This is a genomic window from Bordetella sp. FB-8, assembly GCF_000382185.1.
Lineage (GTDB): Bacteria > Pseudomonadota > Gammaproteobacteria > Burkholderiales > Burkholderiaceae_B > Bordetella.
On the sequence record NZ_KB907784.1, the window covers coordinates 245,839 to 262,712 of the forward strand.

17 protein-coding genes, 1 tRNA gene and 1 pseudogene are annotated in these 16,874 nt (G+C 63.1%); 6 read left to right on the plus strand and 13 right to left on the minus strand.

Annotated elements, in window-relative coordinates; all coding sequences use genetic code 11:
- Positions 1-32 precede the first annotated feature (32 nt).
- A complete protein-coding gene (rpsO, locus tag H143_RS0101190; RefSeq protein ID WP_019936392.1) occupies positions 33-302 on the minus strand; it encodes a 30S ribosomal protein S15 in 270 nt (89 codons plus the stop codon).
- 178 nt (positions 303-480) lie between these two features.
- On the opposite strand from rpsO, the gene H143_RS0101195 reads away from it, so the two are divergent.
- Positions 481-999, plus strand: coding sequence for a hypothetical protein (locus H143_RS0101195; RefSeq protein ID WP_051094312.1), 519 nt, complete (start codon positions 481-483; stop codon positions 997-999).
- A 19-nt stretch (positions 1,000-1,018) separates the two neighbouring features.
- Here H143_RS0101195 and pssA read toward each other — a convergent pair whose 3' ends face one another.
- The 6 genes from pssA to H143_RS0101230 form a co-directional block, all read right to left on the minus strand.
- Complete coding sequence (gene pssA / locus H143_RS0101200) at positions 1,019-1,783, minus strand: CDP-diacylglycerol--serine O-phosphatidyltransferase (RefSeq protein ID WP_019936394.1); 765 nt, start codon at positions 1,781-1,783, stop codon at positions 1,019-1,021.
- A gap of 291 nt (positions 1,784-2,074) precedes the next feature.
- A complete protein-coding gene (gene ilvC, locus H143_RS0101205) occupies positions 2,075-3,091 on the minus strand; it encodes a ketol-acid reductoisomerase (protein WP_019936395.1) in 1,017 nt (338 codons plus the stop codon).
- A gap of 73 nt (positions 3,092-3,164) precedes the next feature.
- Positions 3,165-3,656 (minus strand): acetolactate synthase small subunit, encoded by a 492-nt coding sequence (gene ilvN / locus H143_RS0101210; RefSeq protein ID WP_019936396.1) that lies wholly within the window; start codon positions 3,654-3,656, stop codon positions 3,165-3,167.
- Positions 3,657-3,668: 12 nt separating this feature from the next.
- Positions 3,669-5,387, minus strand: a complete 1,719-nt coding sequence (locus H143_RS0101215) for an acetolactate synthase 3 catalytic subunit (protein WP_019936397.1) — start codon at positions 5,385-5,387, stop codon at positions 3,669-3,671.
- 390 nt (positions 5,388-5,777) lie between these two features.
- The gene (yaaA, locus tag H143_RS0101225) at positions 5,778-6,548 is read right to left on the minus strand and encodes a peroxide stress protein YaaA (protein WP_019936399.1); all 771 of its coding nucleotides are present in this window, start codon (positions 6,546-6,548) and stop codon (positions 5,778-5,780) included.
- 16 nt (positions 6,549-6,564) lie between these two features.
- Positions 6,565-7,347: a 3-hydroxybutyrate dehydrogenase gene (locus H143_RS0101230; RefSeq protein WP_026349611.1), complete on the minus strand. Its 783-nt coding sequence runs from the start codon at positions 7,345-7,347 to the stop codon at positions 6,565-6,567.
- A gap of 201 nt (positions 7,348-7,548) precedes the next feature.
- Here H143_RS0101230 and H143_RS19685 point away from each other — a divergent pair, with 201 nt between their 5' ends.
- Entirely contained in the window at positions 7,549-9,372 is a 1,824-nt protein-coding gene (locus tag H143_RS19685; protein ID WP_019936401.1) for a diguanylate cyclase, read from the plus strand.
- A gap of 135 nt (positions 9,373-9,507) precedes the next feature.
- Positions 9,508-9,598 (plus strand) — tRNA-Ser (locus H143_RS0101240).
- Between the two features lie 215 nt (positions 9,599-9,813).
- Here H143_RS0101240 and H143_RS0101245 read toward each other — a convergent pair.
- From H143_RS0101245 to H143_RS0101260, 5 genes and pseudogenes are all read right to left on the minus strand, one after another.
- Positions 9,814-10,101: a type II toxin-antitoxin system RelE/ParE family toxin gene (locus H143_RS0101245; RefSeq protein ID WP_019936402.1), complete on the minus strand. Its 288-nt coding sequence runs from the start codon at positions 10,099-10,101 to the stop codon at positions 9,814-9,816.
- Entirely contained in the window at positions 10,098-10,559 is a 462-nt protein-coding gene (locus tag H143_RS19690; RefSeq protein WP_033365799.1) for a hypothetical protein, read from the minus strand. The genes H143_RS0101245 and H143_RS19690 overlap by 4 nt, the downstream gene beginning before the upstream one ends.
- Positions 10,560-10,647: 88 nt before the next feature.
- Positions 10,648-10,917, minus strand: coding sequence for a hypothetical protein (locus tag H143_RS21865; RefSeq protein WP_081626983.1), 270 nt, complete (start codon positions 10,915-10,917; stop codon positions 10,648-10,650).
- A gap of 147 nt (positions 10,918-11,064) precedes the next feature.
- A pseudogene (locus H143_RS22755) lies at positions 11,065-11,272 on the minus strand (type II toxin-antitoxin system HigA family antitoxin); the annotation flags it as partial.
- A gap of 195 nt (positions 11,273-11,467) precedes the next feature.
- Positions 11,468-12,352 carry a PhzF family phenazine biosynthesis protein gene (locus H143_RS0101260; RefSeq protein WP_019936405.1) on the minus strand — a complete coding sequence of 295 codons (885 nt, stop codon included), beginning with the start codon at positions 12,350-12,352 and terminating at the stop codon, positions 11,468-11,470.
- Positions 12,353-12,767: 415 nt separating this feature from the next.
- Here H143_RS0101260 and H143_RS0101270 point away from each other — a divergent pair, with 415 nt between their 5' ends.
- Positions 12,768-13,472: a hypothetical protein gene (locus H143_RS0101270; protein WP_019936407.1), complete on the plus strand. Its 705-nt coding sequence runs from the start codon at positions 12,768-12,770 to the stop codon at positions 13,470-13,472.
- Positions 13,473-13,792: 320 nt separating this feature from the next.
- On the opposite strand, the gene H143_RS0101275 is transcribed toward H143_RS0101270, so the two are convergent.
- Positions 13,793-14,770: a lysozyme inhibitor LprI family protein gene (locus H143_RS0101275; RefSeq protein WP_155803283.1), complete on the minus strand. Its 978-nt coding sequence runs from the start codon at positions 14,768-14,770 to the stop codon at positions 13,793-13,795.
- Positions 14,771-14,854: 84 nt separating this feature from the next.
- Here H143_RS0101275 and H143_RS0101280 point away from each other — a divergent pair, with 84 nt between their 5' ends.
- Both H143_RS0101280 and H143_RS0101285 read left to right on the plus strand, forming a co-directional pair.
- On the plus strand, positions 14,855-15,043 hold the full coding sequence (locus H143_RS0101280; RefSeq protein WP_019936408.1) for a hypothetical protein: 189 nt from the start codon (positions 14,855-14,857) through the stop codon (positions 15,041-15,043).
- 83 nt (positions 15,044-15,126) lie between these two features.
- Positions 15,127-16,818, plus strand: a complete 1,692-nt coding sequence (locus tag H143_RS0101285) for a SulP family inorganic anion transporter (protein ID WP_019936409.1) — start codon at positions 15,127-15,129, stop codon at positions 16,816-16,818.
- Positions 16,819-16,874 lie beyond the last annotated feature (56 nt).

Consider the following 16,874-nt stretch of genomic DNA (forward strand, 5'->3'; position numbering starts at 1 on the left):
CGGTTGTGTTCATGGGGAACCTACCCCGTCGATCACTTGCGCAGACCGAGTTTTTCGATCAGAGCGCGGTACGAATCGGGATTGCGGCCTTTCAGGTAGTCCAGCAGCTTGCGGCGGCGGCTGACCATGCGCAGCAGGCCGCGGCGCGAGTGGTGGTCCTTCATGTGTTCCTTGAAGTGACCGGTCAGTTCGTTGATGCGGGCGGTGAGCAGAGCCACCTGGACTTCGGGGGATCCGGTATCGCCTTGAGCGCGTTGGAATTGCGTGACGATGTCGGATTTATTGATGTCGGCTACGGACATTTGAGACCTCTATGGACTGGCGTCCGGGCTGAGGGCGCCTGGACGTGGGGGATTTAATATTAAATTGCATGCAAATTTGCACGCAAGTCGGCCATTATAGCGGATCGCCTAAAATCCCCCTAATAGGCGGGACCGGCCTGGCTTCCTGCCTGCGGGCCGCCCATGCAGGGGAACTCGCATGAACATACGTCACCTATTTATGCAGGGCAGCGCGGTCGCTGCACTGGGGCTGTCCTTGTCCGCCTGCAAGAACATGGCCCAGGCCAATATGGACCGGCTCATCCATCCCGGCACACCCTATGCGCAGATCGAGGCCCGCTACGGCACGCCCGAACGGGTCTGCCCGCTTGCGGGCGGCGGGAAACGCGCGGTCTGGACATCGCAGCCCAAAGGGCATTACGCCTGGGCCGCCAACGTCGGCGCGGACGGCCGCATCGAGCGCATGGAGCCGCTGCTCACCGACCGGCATTTCGACAAGTTGGTCGTGGGCTGGACGGCCGCGCAGGTGCGATGCGAGTTCGGCCCGCCCGCCCACATCGACGGTGTCGGGCTGCCCGGCAGCACGACCATCGTCTGGTCGTACCGCTACCTGCAGGACGGCGTCTGGAATTCGCTGATGTACGTGTATATGGGACCCCACGGCGACCATGTCACGGGCCACAACCCCGGGCCCGATCCGGCCTACGAGCACGACTGAGCCTCGGAAAACCCGGTTTTCAGCCGTGGCGTTGCTGCTGCAGGCGGCGCGCCCGGCTCCAGCGCCAGACCCAGACGAACCAGCCCGATACGCCGTAGATCACGAACAGCGTGAAAAGCACCACCGGCGGGTCGCTGGACACGAAGACGAACACCACGACCACCAGCAAGATGCCCCAGAAAGGCACGCTGCGGCCCAGGGCGAATTTCTTGCCGCTGTAGAACGGGGCGTCGCTCACCATGGCGACGCCGGCGTACATGGTGAGCCCGAACATGGTCCAGGCCATGAGGTGGTCGTGGATGGGCAGCTTGTTGTCCACCGACAGCCAGACGAAACCGGCCACCAGCGCCGCCGCCGCGGGACTGGGCAGCCCCTGGAAGAAGCGCTTGTCGATCACCGCGATATTGGTGTTGAAGCGGGCCAGACGCAGCGCGGCGCCGGCCACGTAAACGAAGGCCGCCAGCCAGCCCCAACGGCCCATGTCCTGCAGGACCCATTCATAGGCCACCAGCGCGGGGGCCACGCCGAAGGAGGTCATGTCGGAGAGCGAGTCGTATTGCTCGCCGAAGGCCGACTGGGTGTTGGTGAGGCGGGCGACGCGGCCGTCCATGCCGTCGAGCACCATGGCCACGAAAATGGCGATGGCGGCGACGTCAAAGCGCGCGTTCATGGCTTGCACGACCGCGTAGAAGCCGGAAAACAGGGCTGCGGTGGTGAAGGCGTTGGGGAGAAGGTAGATACCCCGATGGCGGTGCTCGGGATCGCGGTGAAGCATTTTGGGCATGTCCGTGTACTGATCTCGCTGGGCGCGAACAGGCAAAAGGTTAACCGATTGCGGGGGATTTGACGTTTTGCCGGGTCTTTGCCGGGGCTTTTCGTTTTGAGTTCTTGAAACGCATCGCCGCCCCGAGTGGGGGGTATCAGACCATCGGCGGGGTTTGAGTGCCGCCTTAGGCGCCCAAAGTCCCCTGCGGGGACTGCCCCCACCTCAAAGGTCTGATGCCCCCCACTCGGGGCGGCGATGCTTGCGATGTCTCGGCGCCTTCTTACGTTATGGCACTGAGCCTTCGCCTACTTAGTTCTTGCTCTTGTCCACCAGCTTGTTCGCGGCGATCCAGGGCATCATGGCGCGCAGCTTGGCGCCGACGACTTCGATCTGCGATTCGGCGTTGATGCGGCGGCGCGAGGTCAGCGTGGGCGCGCCGGCGGCGTTTTCCAGGATGAAGCTCTTGGCGTATTCGCCGGTCTGGATGTCCTTGAGCGCCTGGCGCATGGCGTTCTTGGTGTCTTCGGTGACGATCTTCGGGCCGGTGACGTACTCGCCGTACTCCGCGTTGTTGGAGATCGAGTAGTTCATGTTGGCGATGCCGCCTTCGTAGATCAGATCGACGATGAGCTTGAGTTCGTGCAGGCACTCGAAGTAGGCCATTTCGGGCGCGTAGCCGGCTTCCACCAGGGTTTCGAAACCGGCCTTGATCAGTTCGACGGTGCCGCCGCACAGCACGGCTTGTTCGCCGAACAGGTCGGTCTCGGTTTCTTCGCGGAAGTTGGTCTCGATGATGCCGGCGCGGCCGCCGCCGTTGGCGCTGGCGTAGGACAGGGCCACGTCGCGGGCCGAGCCCGACTTGTCCTGGTAGACGGCCACCAGGTGGGGCACGCCGCCGCCCTGGGTGTACGTGGAGCGCACGGTATGGCCGGGAGCCTTGGGCGCGATCATGATGACGTCGATATCATTGCGCGGCACGACCTGGCCGTAGTGCACGTTAAAGCCGTGGGCGAAGGCCAGGGCGGCGCCCGGCTTGATGTTGGCGTGGACTTCCTTGTTGTAGACGCCGGCGATGTTCTCGTCGGGCAGCAGCATCATGACAATGTCGGCGCGCTTGACGGCCTCGGCCACTTCGGCGACGTCAAGGCCGGCGTTGGCGGCCTTGTTCCAGGAGGCACCGTCTTTGCGCAGGCCGACCACGACTTTCACGCCCGAGTCGTGCAGATTGAGCGCATGCGCATGGCCTTGCGAGCCGTAGCCGATGATGGCGACCGTCTTGCCCTTGACCAGAGAGAGATCGCAGTCCTTGTCGTAGAAAACCTTCATGTTCTTGCTCCGTAATAGTAGGAATAATGCGCCGGATACGCGCCCGGCATGTTCGGTAAAGATGGGGTGTGGATCAGATCTTGAGTATGCGTTCGCCGCGGCCTATGCCCGACACGCCCGTACGCACGGTCTCCAGGATGGCGCTGCGGTCCAGCGCATCGATGAAGGCCTGGTTCTTGCCCTGGTCGCCCGTGAGCTCGATGGTGTAGGACTTGTCGGTGACATCGATGATACGACCGCGGAAGATATCGGCGGTGCGCTTGACCTCTTCGCGTTCCTTGCCGACCGCGCGCACCTTGATGAGCATGAGCTCGCGCTCGATGTGCGGGCCTTCGGTCAGGTCCACCACCTTGACCACGTCGACCAAGCGGTTCAGGTGCTTGGTGATCTGCTCGATCACTTCGTCCGAGCCAGAGGTGATCAGGGTCAGGCGCGACAGGGTCGCATCTTCGGTGGGCGCCACGGTGAGCGTTTCGATGTTGTAGCCGCGCGCGGAAAACAAACCCACCACGCGCGACAGCGCGCCCGGTTCGTTTTCCATGAGAACGGAAATCACGTGTTTCATGTCAGTCTCCGCTCACAGATCTTCGGAACCGAGCAGCATCTCGGTCAGGCCTCGGCCGGCCTTCACCATGGGCCACACGTTTTCGGTGCGGTCGGTGATGAAGTCCAGGAATACCAGCCGGTTCTTGTGCTTGCCGAACGCCTCGCGCAGCGCCGGCTCGACGTCGGCGGGCTTTTCGATACGCAGGCCCACGTGGCCGTAGGCCTCGGCGACCTTGACGAAATCGGGCAGCGAATCCATGTACGACTCGGAGTAGCGCGAACCGTAATCGATCTCCTGCCACTGCCGCACCATACCCAGGAAACGGTTGTTCAGGCACACGATCTTGGGCGTGAAATGGTACTGCTGGCAGGTGGAGAGCTCCTGGATGTTCATCTGGATGGAACCCTCGCCGGTGATGACGGCGATCTCCGCGCCCGGATTGGCCATCTGCACGCCCATGGCGTAGGGCAGGCCCACACCCATGGTGCCCAGGCCGCCGGAATTGATCCAGCGGCGCGGCTCGCCGAACTTGTAGTACTGCGCGGCCCACATCTGGTGCTGGCCCACGTCGGAGGTGACGAAGGCGTTGCCTGCGGTGACTTCCCAGAGTTTTTCCACCACGAACTGCGGCTTGATGAGCTCGTTCGAAGGGGTGTACTTGAGGCATTCCTTGCCGCGCCAGGTGTTGACCTGGTCCCACCAGGCCCTGGTCGAAGGCGGCTTGGTCTCGGCCGAAGCGGTTTCGTACAGCGCGCACAGGTCATGGATCACGTCCTTGACGTTGCCGACGATGGGCACGTCCACCCTCACCCGCTTGGAGATCGACGAGGGGTCGATATCGATGTGGATGATCTTGCGCGCGTTCTGCGCGAAGTGCTTGGGATTGCCGATGACGCGGTCGTCAAAGCGCGCGCCGATGGCCAGCAGCACATCGCAGTGCTGCATGGCCATATTGGCTTCGTAGGTGCCGTGCATGCCAGGCATGCCCACGAAGCGCGGGTCGGCGCCGGACGTGGCCCCCAGGGCCATCAGGGTATTGGTGACCGGCGCGTCGAGCAGGTCGGTCAGCCTGCGCAGCTCGGACGAAGCGTTGGACAGCACCACCCCGCCGCCGGCATAGATCATGGGCCGCTCGGCGGTGAGCAGCATCTGCACGGCCTTCTTGATCTGGCCCTGATGCCCCTTGTTGACGGGCGCGTACGAACGCATGCTGATCTCGCCCTTGGGGGGGGCGTACTTGCAGGTGTTAAACGAGATGTCCTTGGGGATGTCGACCAGCACGGGGCCGGGGCGGCCGGTGCGCGCGATGTAGAAAGCGCGCCGCATGGTCTCGGCCAGGTCCTTGACGTCGCGCACCAGAAAGTTGTGCTTGACGCAGGGCCGCGTGATGCCCACGGTGTCGCACTCCTGGAAGGCATCTTCGCCGATGGCCGCGGTCGGCACCTGCCCGCTGATGATCACCATGGGGATGGAGTCCATATAGGCGGTGGCGATGCCGGTGACGGCATTGGTCAGCCCGGGGCCGCTGGTGACGATGCACACGCCGACCTTGTTGGACGAACGCGAATACGCATCGGCGGCATGCACGGCGGCCTGCTCGTGCCTGACCAGGATGTGCTTGAAGTTTTCTTGCTTGTAGATTGCGTCGTAGATGTAGAGCACTGCGCCGCCGGGGTAGCCGAATACGTGTTCAACGCCTTCTTCGGCCAGGCAGCGCACGACGATGTCGGCGCCATTGAGTTCTTGCATGATTGTGTGTTCCTTTCCTTTACCGGCCCCGGTTTCCTGGCGGTCGAGCCCGTGCAGCGGATAGCTGGGCGCAACTGGGCGTGGACGGAATCAGGCAACACGACCCGCGCTTTGCGGTTCACGGAACCGCGCCACCCGGACGCCTTGCCGACCCTGCCCGCGCCCGTCAGGATCGCAGGTAGCAAACAGGTCGAAATGGAAGCCTCGGCCTAACTCCCCCGGTAAGGGGCGTGCGCTTTGTTGGCGTGACCGATGGCAGGCAGTACTGGAAGGATAAGGCCGGCAGGTGGCCGGCTGGCGCCTTCTGCGCGCCCCAGGAACTGGTGAGCCCCGGGACGCACGAGCTGGCTAATGTACAGGGTTGCCGCCGTCCTGGCAAACCGGCGGGGCCTACTGCCTGCGGCGGAACACCAGCTTGTCGGCGCTGGAGGCCGCCGCGTCGTAGGCGTAGCCCTCGGCGTCGAACCCCTGCAGTCCCTCGGGCCTGGCGATCTTGTGCTCGATGGCGTAACGCGCCATCAGGCCGCGGGCGCGCTTGGCGTGAAAGCTGATGATCTTCCAGGCGCCGTTCTTCCAGTCCTGGAAGACGCATTGCACCACCCGCGCCTTGAGCGCCTTGAGATCGACCGCCTTGAAATACTCCTCCGAGGCCAGGTTGACCACCACCGGCGCCTTGGCACCGGCCTGGCGCTCGTTGAGATAGTCGGCGATGGCCGACCCCCAGTATTCGTACAGGTTGCCGCCCTTGCCGGTAGCCAGCCGCGTGCCCATCTCCAGCCTGTAGGGCTGCATCAGGTCCAGCGGACGCAGCGCACCGTACAGGCCGCTCAGGATCACCAGGTGCTCCTGCGCCCAGTCCAGTTGCCTGGCCGACAGCGAGGCGGCCTGCAGGCCCTCGTAGACGTCGCCGTTGAAAGCCAGGACCGCCTGGCGTGCGTTGTCCTGCGTGAACTTGGGCTTCCAGGCCGCATAGCGTGCCACGTTCAGTTCGGACAGGGCCGGGCTCAGACGCATCAAATCGGCAATGTCCTGCGCCGATTGGGTCTTGAGCACCTTGATGAGGGCGGCAGCCTGACTGACGAACAGCGGCTGGGTGTGCGCCTGCACTTGCACAGGCGTGTCGTAGTCGAGCTTCTTGGCGGGAGATAGCAGCAAAAGCATGGATACGCTCCTTTTCTCAGCGCGCGGTCCAGCCGCCGTCGACCGGAATCGACATACCGGTGACCTGCGCCGCGGCGTCGGACGCCAGAAAGACCGCCGTGCCGCCCAACTGCTCGGGCGTGACAAATTGCAGGGACGGCTGCTTTTCGCTCAGCAGCTCGCGCGCGGCGGCATCGGTCGAGATGCCGTCCTTCTCCGCCAGGGCTTGGATCTGCTTTTCCACCAATTGCGTACGCACCCAGCCCGGGCAGATGGCATTGGCCGTGACGCCCGTGCCGGCCGTCTCCAGCGCGGTGACCTTGGTCAGGCCCACCACGCCGTGCTTGGCGGCCACGTAGGCCGACTTGTTGACCGAGCCCACCAGGCCGTGCACCGACGCGATGTTGATGATGCGCCCCCAGCCCTGCTGCTTCATGAAAGGCAGCGCCGACGCCGTGCCATGAAAGACGGCCGAAAGATTCAAGGCAATGATGGCGTCCCACTTCTCGACGGGAAAGTCCTCGATCTGCGCCGTGTACTGGATGCCGGCATTGTTGACCAGGATGTCGATGCGCCCGAGCTTGTCCGCCGCGTCATCCACCATCTTGCGCACGGCTTGGCCGTGCGACAGATCGGCGCCGTCGTACAGCACTTTCACGCCGTATTTCGCGGCCAGGCCGGCGCGCAGCGCCTCGATCTGTCCGGCATCGCCAAAGCCGTTGAGCACGATGTCCGCGCCGTTCTGCGCAAAGGCCGTGGCGATGCCAAGGCCGATGCCGCTGGTCGAGCCGGTGACGAGGGCGACTTTTCCTTTCAACAACATGGGGGAGAACTCCTCTGGTTTTTGATTTTCGACGACCGCCTCGCTTGGCGCGACGGCCGTACCCGCTGCGGTAAGACCCACAGTTTAGTGGGAGCCTGGTAGCGCCTATCGCGGTGGACTTGCTTTCATATCGGGCTGCTCTACACTGAATTTTCATTTCATTTCAATTTGCATCAGATTTTCATTTGTAAAGCCGTAATGCAAGGCAGCGAAAACACCCGGCATTCCCGCCCGTCGCCCCGCGCGCAAATCGGGCAGCGGCTGCACGCCGGGGTTGCCGCCGCATGCGCGCTCTTCCTGGCGCTGGCCGTGAGCCTGCTCTGGTCCCAGAACGGCGCCTATCAGGACACCCGGCGCGCGCAGTCCGCCTTCGAAACGCTGCGATCCGCTCTGGTGGACATGGAAAAACTCTCTTTCGAGCGTGGCCCTTCCAACGCGGCCATGGGCGAAGAGGTTCCGCTTTCCGCTGATGTCGTGAGCGCCCTGCGGCAGGCCCGGCACAATACCGACGCGGCTTTCACGCACCTGGCCAAACAGCTGGCCGGCGAACGCTGCCCGCGCTGTGCCATCGACATGGCCGAACTCGATCACGCGCGGTCCGATCTGGCGCGGGCGCGCGCCAATATTGACCGCATCGTCCAGATACCGCGCTCGCAACGCAGCGCCCGGATGCTCGACGATGCCATCAATCGCATGGTGGCCATCGTTCCCCAGCTCATTCCCATCGTCAACGACAGCAACCTGGCGGTGGTCAAGGGCGACAGCAATGCGCTGGACTCGCTGCAAATGGCCTTCCTGGCGGCCATGCTGCGAGAGCAGGCCGGCCTGCTGGGTTCGCGCTTCACCGGAGCGCTGGGTACACGCCGCACGCTCAGCGACGCCGAGCAGTTCACCATCGAACGCTCGGAAGGCCGCATAGAACAGCTTTACTGGCTGCTGCAGTCGTACCTGACGGACCACCCCGAAATCGCCGTGAATACTTTCCGGCGGGTCCAGCAGCAGTATTTCAGCCAGGGGCTGGCCTACGTGGCCGACGTGCGCCGACGCGCCAGCATCGACGGCAACGACACGCCCACCACCCGGGAGTTCGCCTTAAAGTACGTACCCATGATGCATTCCATCATCGAGTTCCGCGATGCCATGCTCGATTCCACCGCCGACGAGTTGCACCAGCGCAGTGCCGACCTGAGGCTGCGGCTGCTGCTTACCGCGATCATCGGCCTGGCTTCGACCGGCCTGCTTGTGCTGATGCTGGTGCTGTTTCGCCGCTATGTGATCCGCCCTTTCAACGAAGCCACACAGGCGGCCACGGCCATCGCCCAAGGCGATCTGGGCGGCCGCGTCCCCAAATGCCGGTACCCCGCCGAGATCCGGAAATTCTTCGAAGCGATCGACATCCTGCGCGAAAGCAACCGCGCCAGGGTGCAGCTCGAGCGGGAGCATCAGCGCCTGATTTCCGAGCTGACAACCATGGCCGAAACGGATTCCCTCACCGGCTTGCTCAATCGCCGCGCTTTCGAGAGCCGGGTGCGAACGCTGAACTCCACCGTGCCGGACCCTGCACCGCCCTCCTGGGTGTCGATGATCCTGTTCGATATTGACTATTTCAAGCGCATCAACGATACCTATGGCCACGATGGCGGCGACCTGGCATTGATCAAGTTCGCCGATCTGTGCCGCGGCGCCTGGCAACAGACCTCGGCTGGCGTAGCGCGCCTGGGCGGCGAAGAATTCGCCGTGCTGATCGAGACGAAAGACCCTGCATACGCGGTCGACTCGGCCACACGCTTTCGCAAAAAACTCGCGTCGACCGTCATGCATGCAGCGGACGGTAGCGCTTTCAGCATAACGGCCAGCTTTGGCATCGCCTTTATGAAACGCGGGCATCAGCCCGACCTGCTGGCCGCGCTGATGCGCCGGGCCGACGCCTTGCTCTACCAGGCCAAGGCGGCCGGCCGCGACTGCATCGCAGTACAGTCGATGGGCGACGAGCAGCCTCTCGCGGAAATATTGCGAGACTGAATTTTTCGAAAGTGGAATTTTCAGGTAGAATGCCGGGCTTTGCTGCTTTGCCCATGTCTTTTGCACGAAGTGGGCTGGGTAGCGAAAAAACCGCGAGCTTATCGGCCACACTGGAGTCTTGCGGAGCAGTACCCCGGAGAGGTGGCAGAGTGGTCGAATGTACCTGACTCGAAATCAGGCGTACGGTAACCCCGTACCGTGGGTTCGAATCCCACCCTCTCCGCCAAATATTTGTCTAGCGATGACCACGCTAGCCTACAAAACCCGCACTGCCTAAGGCGTTGCGGGTTTTTTCATGTCCGTCATTGTCTATCGGCAACCATTGCCAGCTACCGTCAGATGACGGTACCTTTTGGGCGGTATCCGTTGATACCGCCATGCCCGCTACGGGCGTTAATGAGTGTGAGATCGGCTTTTTGGGTCATGATGGCTCCTCGATCATCAGGGATATTGCTGCCGGGCATGCACGACGTTAAGCGCCGTGACCGACACGTCATCTTCTTCCAAAATGACGATGTAATTCTCATGCGTGACCAGTTCATGCGTACCGGCAATCCGACCGGGCCGACGCGGAAATTTTGAGTCTGCGAGCTGGTCGACCTGACCGTCGATAAGCAGCCACATATCGAGGCCAGCATGCGTGCCGGGGCTTTCCTGCTCGATGTAGGATTCAATGATATCGAGATCCTCGCGGTAGCTTTGTGTGCGAATGACGCGCTTAATCGTCATACGCCAGCACGCGCTGCCTGCTTGGCTTTACGGATCAAGTCCCACTCATCGGCCTCGATGCACACATTGCTGCCATCAGCCAAGCCAGCCCGCGACTTGGCCACCTTCTGCTCCAACCAGTCGGTATAGGCCAGAGCACCATGAGCGGCTTTCAGGTGCGCAGCGCGATCCGGCCGCGCCGGCCGCGCTTGGTCGCGCTCTTCGGGTCGCCATTGCTGGCCATCGATGCGCGCCTCGCGGATACCCAGCTCACGCAGAAGCAGCAGCGCGTTATTCACGTTGGTAAAGCGCCGCACCTGGGGCGCGCTACGCGCCGCCCTGGCCTTGACCAGCTTGGCTAGGCCGCGCCGTGTCTCGATCTGGATTTCAAAGGCTGCACCGGCACCGTGGAGCGTCACAGACAGCACCGCGCCGGCTTCTTGCGTAGCACGCAGTTGCTCTAGTGTCAGAAGTTGCATAGCATCCATCTTTTTACAGTTCTATAATCGACAAATTACTATAAATGATCATGACAGACTACTGTAAAATAGGAATATGGACTAGGTTTTACATAAAGTCTGATGAAGCTAATTCGTCGCCGCTCATGATCGCGCTAAGGCCGGGATAGTAAACGTCGCATCGTTCCCTCAACGGACGATTTTTTTTCGAGCAATCTGTTATCTGCGCGCCCAGAGCGGTCATCGGGGAGTTCTCGCCAAACGAAGCAACCCGCTTCGACAGGCGATACCGCCCAAGCCGCTCGCAGCGCGAACAGGCCACTTCGATATGGCTCGCGCGTGTCGCCACCGCCCCGAGAGTAATGCTGCCGTTTGCCATCGTTAGTCCGTGCGCAATAGTTCGCCCTTGCGGCACAGACCGGCTACGGGCACCCCAGATTCGCCTTTCTTCAGGGCCGCGACAATCTGACTTTCGGTAAATCCGCTTTTCTTCATGGGCACTCCACTTCTAGGAGGCCCCGAAATTCTACTGACTGCTGTCTATTTTTTGGGGAAGCTTACGGTTCAAACGCCAAATCATAGGCAAGGTCAGTGAGCGCTTGCGATTCAGCACTTCATAGACGCGGTTGCGCTTACCAATCATCGGTTCCAGGTCTTTGGGCGTGAGGCCACGCTTGTTCCATGCGGAACTCGATCGCCTCTACCGGGTCAGGCAGGTCAATCCGGAAGTGCCTATTCGTCCATTGGTCGGCGTGTTGAGGATCGCTCTATTCAGCACGCTTGGGGTTGAGCAAGCGCAGCGCGCAGGCCTCCGCGATGCGCAAGGCGGATATCGCCCGTTCCACCAGGGGGATGGCGGGCAGCGAACCTGGAGCAGCGCAGCCTGGCCTGACCGGCAGACGCCCTGCTAGACATAGAAGCGGGCATCACTAGGCGAGGGATCGCACCGAACCGGAAATTCGAATGCTGGCGCCGGCGGCTGGAGGGATCTTCGCGTGCAACCTGCTGGGCGCGCCCATGTCCTCGCCCTGGATGATGTCGATGGCACCGCCGTGCGGCCAGTGCGCGTCCCGCAGATAGCCAGCCAGTGCCGCCGCGGCCGCGCCGGTGGCCGGGTCTTCGTACACACCGCCTGCCGCGAAGGGATTACGGGCGTGAAAGAGATTCGGCGTTTCCGCGTACACCAAGGCTATGGTGGCAAAGCCGTTGGCCAGCATCAGGGTGCGGCCGGCCGCCAGGTCGTAACGCATCTCGGCCAGACACCGACGGCTTGCCAGCGGCAGGATGAGATGCCGCGCCCCGCCTTCGGCGATCGCGGGCGGCAGGCGTGGATCGAGATCCTCGTCGCTGTAGCCGAACAACGCCAGGCTTGCCTGCACCAATTGCGCCGGCGCCGGTTCGCTGCGCGTCGGAGGCGACTGGAGCATGGCAATGCGTTCGTCCGCCTGCACCCGGCCTTCGACGGTGATCCGGGCCTGGTTCAGTTGCAGCGCGAACACCCCCTCACCGTGGTGCAAGGCCAGGGCCGCGCCCAGGGCGATGGTGGCGTGTCCACAGAACGGCACTTCGATTTCCGGCGCGAAGTACCGCACGCGCCAAGCATCCCCGACGGGCGCGGCAAAGGCGGTCTCGGAGTAGCCGACCTCGGCCGCGATGGACTGCATGGTGGCGGCATCGGGCAAGACTTCGCAGAGCACGACGCCGGCGGGATTGCCCCCACGCTCGCCTGCGGAGAACGCCGCCAGCCGTTCGACGGCATAGCCCTTGATCAGGGCCTGTTCGGGAAGTGCGGGATGGGAGGATGGCGTTTTCATCGGCACATTATCCTACGCAGGCGACAGTTTTCATGCAGAAAGTGGGAGGCCCGCCTTGTGAGCTTCAGTTCGACGTTGGAACTGACCCGTGCAAGTAGCTTTTGACGAGCTTGCGGCTTTCAAGCAGGTCACGCAGTATCTCGACTTCTCGATAGCGGACCTGGAGAACCGCGGCCCGGCGGGGAGACGCGCAAGCCGCTCAATGCCCGCGAGTCGTCGTCAAGCCGCCAAACTCTCCAGCAGCAGAGGGCAGTGGCGGTTGGTCACGGCGCTGAACCGATTTACCATGCTGTTCGGCGAGCGTGTCCCCTCGCGGTAAACCCTGAACCCCATTTACACAATAATTCGGTCACGCCCTCCCGGCTCGCTGCACTGGCCTCGATGCCCTCGCCTTCGACCCCATCCCGGGTGAAACATGCTGATTTCCCACTTCTGGAGCGGTGAAACCCTGCGCAGCAGACGCGTCAGTGACATCGTGCTATCGGGCACGGTCGACGTGCCTGCACCTTCTGTACGCCTGCTTGCCGATTGGGAGAGGCAGACATCGTCGCACCTGATTCTGGAGCCCGGGGATGTCGAACCCATGCCCTTGGCGCGAGCGCGCGCGCGCTGGCCGGACTACGCGCGCTGCGTGCGGGCGGCCGCCGAGTGGACAAGCACGCGGGGACTACCCGGGGTGCTTGCCGCCAGCGACGTGGCACTCATGGCATGCCGAGGCGCGAGATACCACCACGATGGTGCGCAATATGGCGGCGCAGCCTTTTGCAATCTCTTTCTGAGCGAAGATAAGGAGCTGGATTTGCATTTCCCCGCGACGGACCTTCGCATTCCCCTGAAGCGGGGAACGGTGGTGATCTTCGATACCGGTCAGCCTCATGGCGTCATCCCGCGCCACCGCGGCAATTTCGATGCGAACGACTTCGCTCCCGATCAGGATGCCATCCAGATATTTCTGACCTGGGAGCTTTCCATCGAAGGCCCCGATGTGGCGCGGACATTGCAGATTGAGTTCGATGTCGCGCCGTCGACCGCGATGCAGATCGATGAGGAACAGGTCCGACTGAACGGCGAGTCGACTAGCGTATGCCCACATTCGGGGCGGTGGTGCCTGATGGGTTAACCGACCCCTGATAGCGCAGGCAGGCTCATGGCCAGATAGAAGATCGAGCGCGACTGGTTTGTCGAACATCGACAAGCCGCACACCTCACGCCCGAAGCAGCCATAAAAGACCTTTACCACGCGGGCGTTGGCCGCCCGCTTCTGCTCCCACGATGTCTATCGTCCGGCGATCTCTTGCCGCTTGTCCAGCAATGCCCTTTCCAGCGAGTCCGCTTGCACGCCATAAGGTCCGCAGATCAGGACCTCTGTTGTTGTCACTGGCCATGGCCGGCACCGCCAGAGCGAACAGCGCCAAGGCTGCCAGCACTATCGCCGGTTTGTCATTTCGCCATCCCGGCGCAGGACAGCGCCTTGGCATAAGACGCAGGAAAGCCTGCAAGATCGGCGCGCAGGATGACCTTGCCGTTGCGTCTGACCCGCAGCAGGCTTGCGTGCGCCATGGCCGCGATCAGCCGCCGGTCGGCCGAGAACGCATTGGACTGCCCGTCACTGCCGGCCTTGATCCGGCCAGGAAAGACCGTGCCATCCACATCGAAATCGACCGTGTCCGTGGGCTTTAATACCGCCTCTCTCATGTCGAACCAGGTGAAAGACACGGTTGCGGCGGCAGGCGCGACGGCAATCGCGTCCCACCCATCATCGCCGAACGCGGCAGCGCACGGCGGCGGCGGACCATCGGTGCTCCAGGCCTTGCCGCCCTGCCCCAGGCGTTTCAGCGTATCGATGCGGTAATGTGTGAGGACGGCAATGCAATGATCCAGAGCCCTATCCGAGCTTTTGCGCCCCGGCTCGCGAGCCCCGCACTGCTCCCGGTCGCGCAAGAACGCCAATTGCCTGGCGCGCAACCGGGCCGGATCCGGGGATTGCGCCAGCCTGCGTAGATACAGGTTCGTCATCTGGCGGTCGTCCGTTGCCAATTCGTCATTACCGGGTGCGCAGATATCCCGATCGACCGGGGACGATGCCTTGGTGCAATCGAATCCGGGCTGCGCGGTTCTGGGCATCGGCGGCGGCGGATTGGGAAAAGCGGTGCTCTTGTAGGCCTGGCACCAGACGGGCGCATGGGGATCCCGGGCACACATGTATTGGATATGTTGGCCGATGACCTCGCAGGAATTGTCGGCATTGCAGGGCGGATGGGTCGCCGTGGTGATGGCCAGGCACTGCTTGACAAAGAGGGTGGCGCGGGCGGCGCCGACCTGCGCCTGACACGAAGCCGCCTTGGCCGCGATCGGCCCCAGAACCAGGATCGCCGCCGCCAAGCGGCGAAAGGCCGTTGCACGACGGGTAATTCTCATTTTCCCTCCCGTTTCGATGCCATCGCACCGCACTTAATTGAACCTGCCGCAATAGCTGCCTTGACGCCCAGAAGCCTATTGGGCATGGGATGGAAAGTTATCGAAAGCCTGCGGCCGATCGTCGAGAAACGCCGCGTGGTCTTTAGTCAGCAGGGCCGCGAGGGAGTACGCTCGAAGGCCGGAGTGACGCAGCGCGGCAAGACCGAGAAGGCCATCGTACGCGGCGCAGGCCTGGTACAGAAGGGCGAACCTCGGGAAACACGGCTTCAATAATATCGCCGTAGAAGATATTGGGGGCCTGCCGCTCGACGCCGGTTTGAACTTTCAACGTCTGCGCGAATACGGCTGAGCGCTGCATGGTCAGGCATACTGCCGCCATGGCTTTCAAGCTCTTCTCCGGAATCCGCCCCCTCACCCGCGCGTGCGCGTTGCGTGACACGCTCGCGGGCGTCACGCTCGCGTCGATGAACATTCCGCAACTGCTGGGCTATGCGCGCATCGCCGGCATGCCCACGGTTACGGGGCTCTACACCGGATTTCTGCCGTTGATCGCCTTCGCGCTGTTCGGTTCGTCGCGCCACCTGGTCGTCGCGGCCGATTCCGCTACGGCAACCATACTGGCCGACAAGCTCTCGGGCATGGCCGCGCCAGGCGGGGGCGCATATATGCTGCTGGTCGGCGCCGTGACGCTACTGACCGCTGCCCTGCTGCTGATCGCGCGGATTTTCCGGCTCGGGTTTCTCGCGGACTTCCTGTCCCGGACCGTCCTGGCGGGCTTTCTTGCCGGGGTGGGTGTACAGGTCGGCGTCGCCATGCTGGGCGATATGCTGGGATTGAGCGTGACGTCCTCGCGCACCGTCGGGCAAATCGAGCAGGTCGCCGCGCACCTGGCCTTGACGCACGGGCAGACGCTGGCGATTTCCGCGCTGGTCGTCGCGGCGATATTGGGCTTTCGCGCATACAAGCCCGCATGGCCGGTTTCCCTGGTCATCGTGATCGCAGCCATTGCCGCCAGCGACCTGGGCAATTTCGCGGGACACGGAATTGCCGTGATCGGCCCCATCGCCCGCGGACTGCCGACCTTGCATCTGCCGCGGATCGGCTGGCGCGAGCTGCCGGACCTGCTGACCATCGCGGCCTCGTGCTTCGCGGTCATCATCGCGCAGAGCGCGGCGGCCAGCCGCACCTATGCCGAGCGCTACGGCGAACGCGTCGACGAGAACGCCAATCTGCTGGGGCTGGCCGCCGCCAATGCGAGCGCCGCGCTCAGCGGTACCTTCGTCGTCAACGGCAGCCTGACGCAGACCGCGATGGCCGAGCAGGCCGGTGCGCGCAGCCAGTTCGCGCAGATCGTGTTCGCTGTGCTGATCGTGATCGTGCTGCTGTTTCTGAGCCGCTGGCTGCAATACCTGCCGCACTGCGTGTTGGCCAGCATCGTTTTCACCATTGCCGTCGGAATGGTCAAGCCCGGCACGCTGCACGCCATTCTGCGCGAGAGTCCCGGCGAATTCGCGCTCGCCTTGATGACGGCCGCGGCGGTGGTGGCGGCCGGGGTCGAGGATGGGCTGCTGCTGGCGATCGCGCTGTCCCTGTTCCGGCACGTGCGCCACAGCTATCGGCCGCACACCATGGTGCTCACACCGGACGCGGCTGGGCGCTGGCAGCCCGAGCCGACCCGGCCTGGACTCATGACGGCGTCCGGGCTCATTGTCTACCGCTTTGGCGCGGACCTGTTCTACGCCAACGATCACCGCTTTAGCGATGAGATCCGCCAACTGGTCGATCAGGCGCCCGAGCCGGTGCGCTGGATCGTCATCGACGCGGGCGCGATCACCGACATTGATTATTCCGCCGGCCGCTCGATGTGCGAGCTGTGCGCGGACATGTCGGCGCGCGGGGTGGGCATCGTGATTGCCCGCGTCAGCGCTTATCTGCGGGCCGACATGGATAGGCACCGGATCACGTCCGTCATCGGCCCGCAAAATATCTATAGCACCTTGCACGAAGCCCTGGACGCGGTGCATCCGCAGACGCCACGGCCTGAGTGATCGAAACCGCCATTTGCCGATTCCGTTCGACCGTATTGCTTTGATTCCAGTCAGCG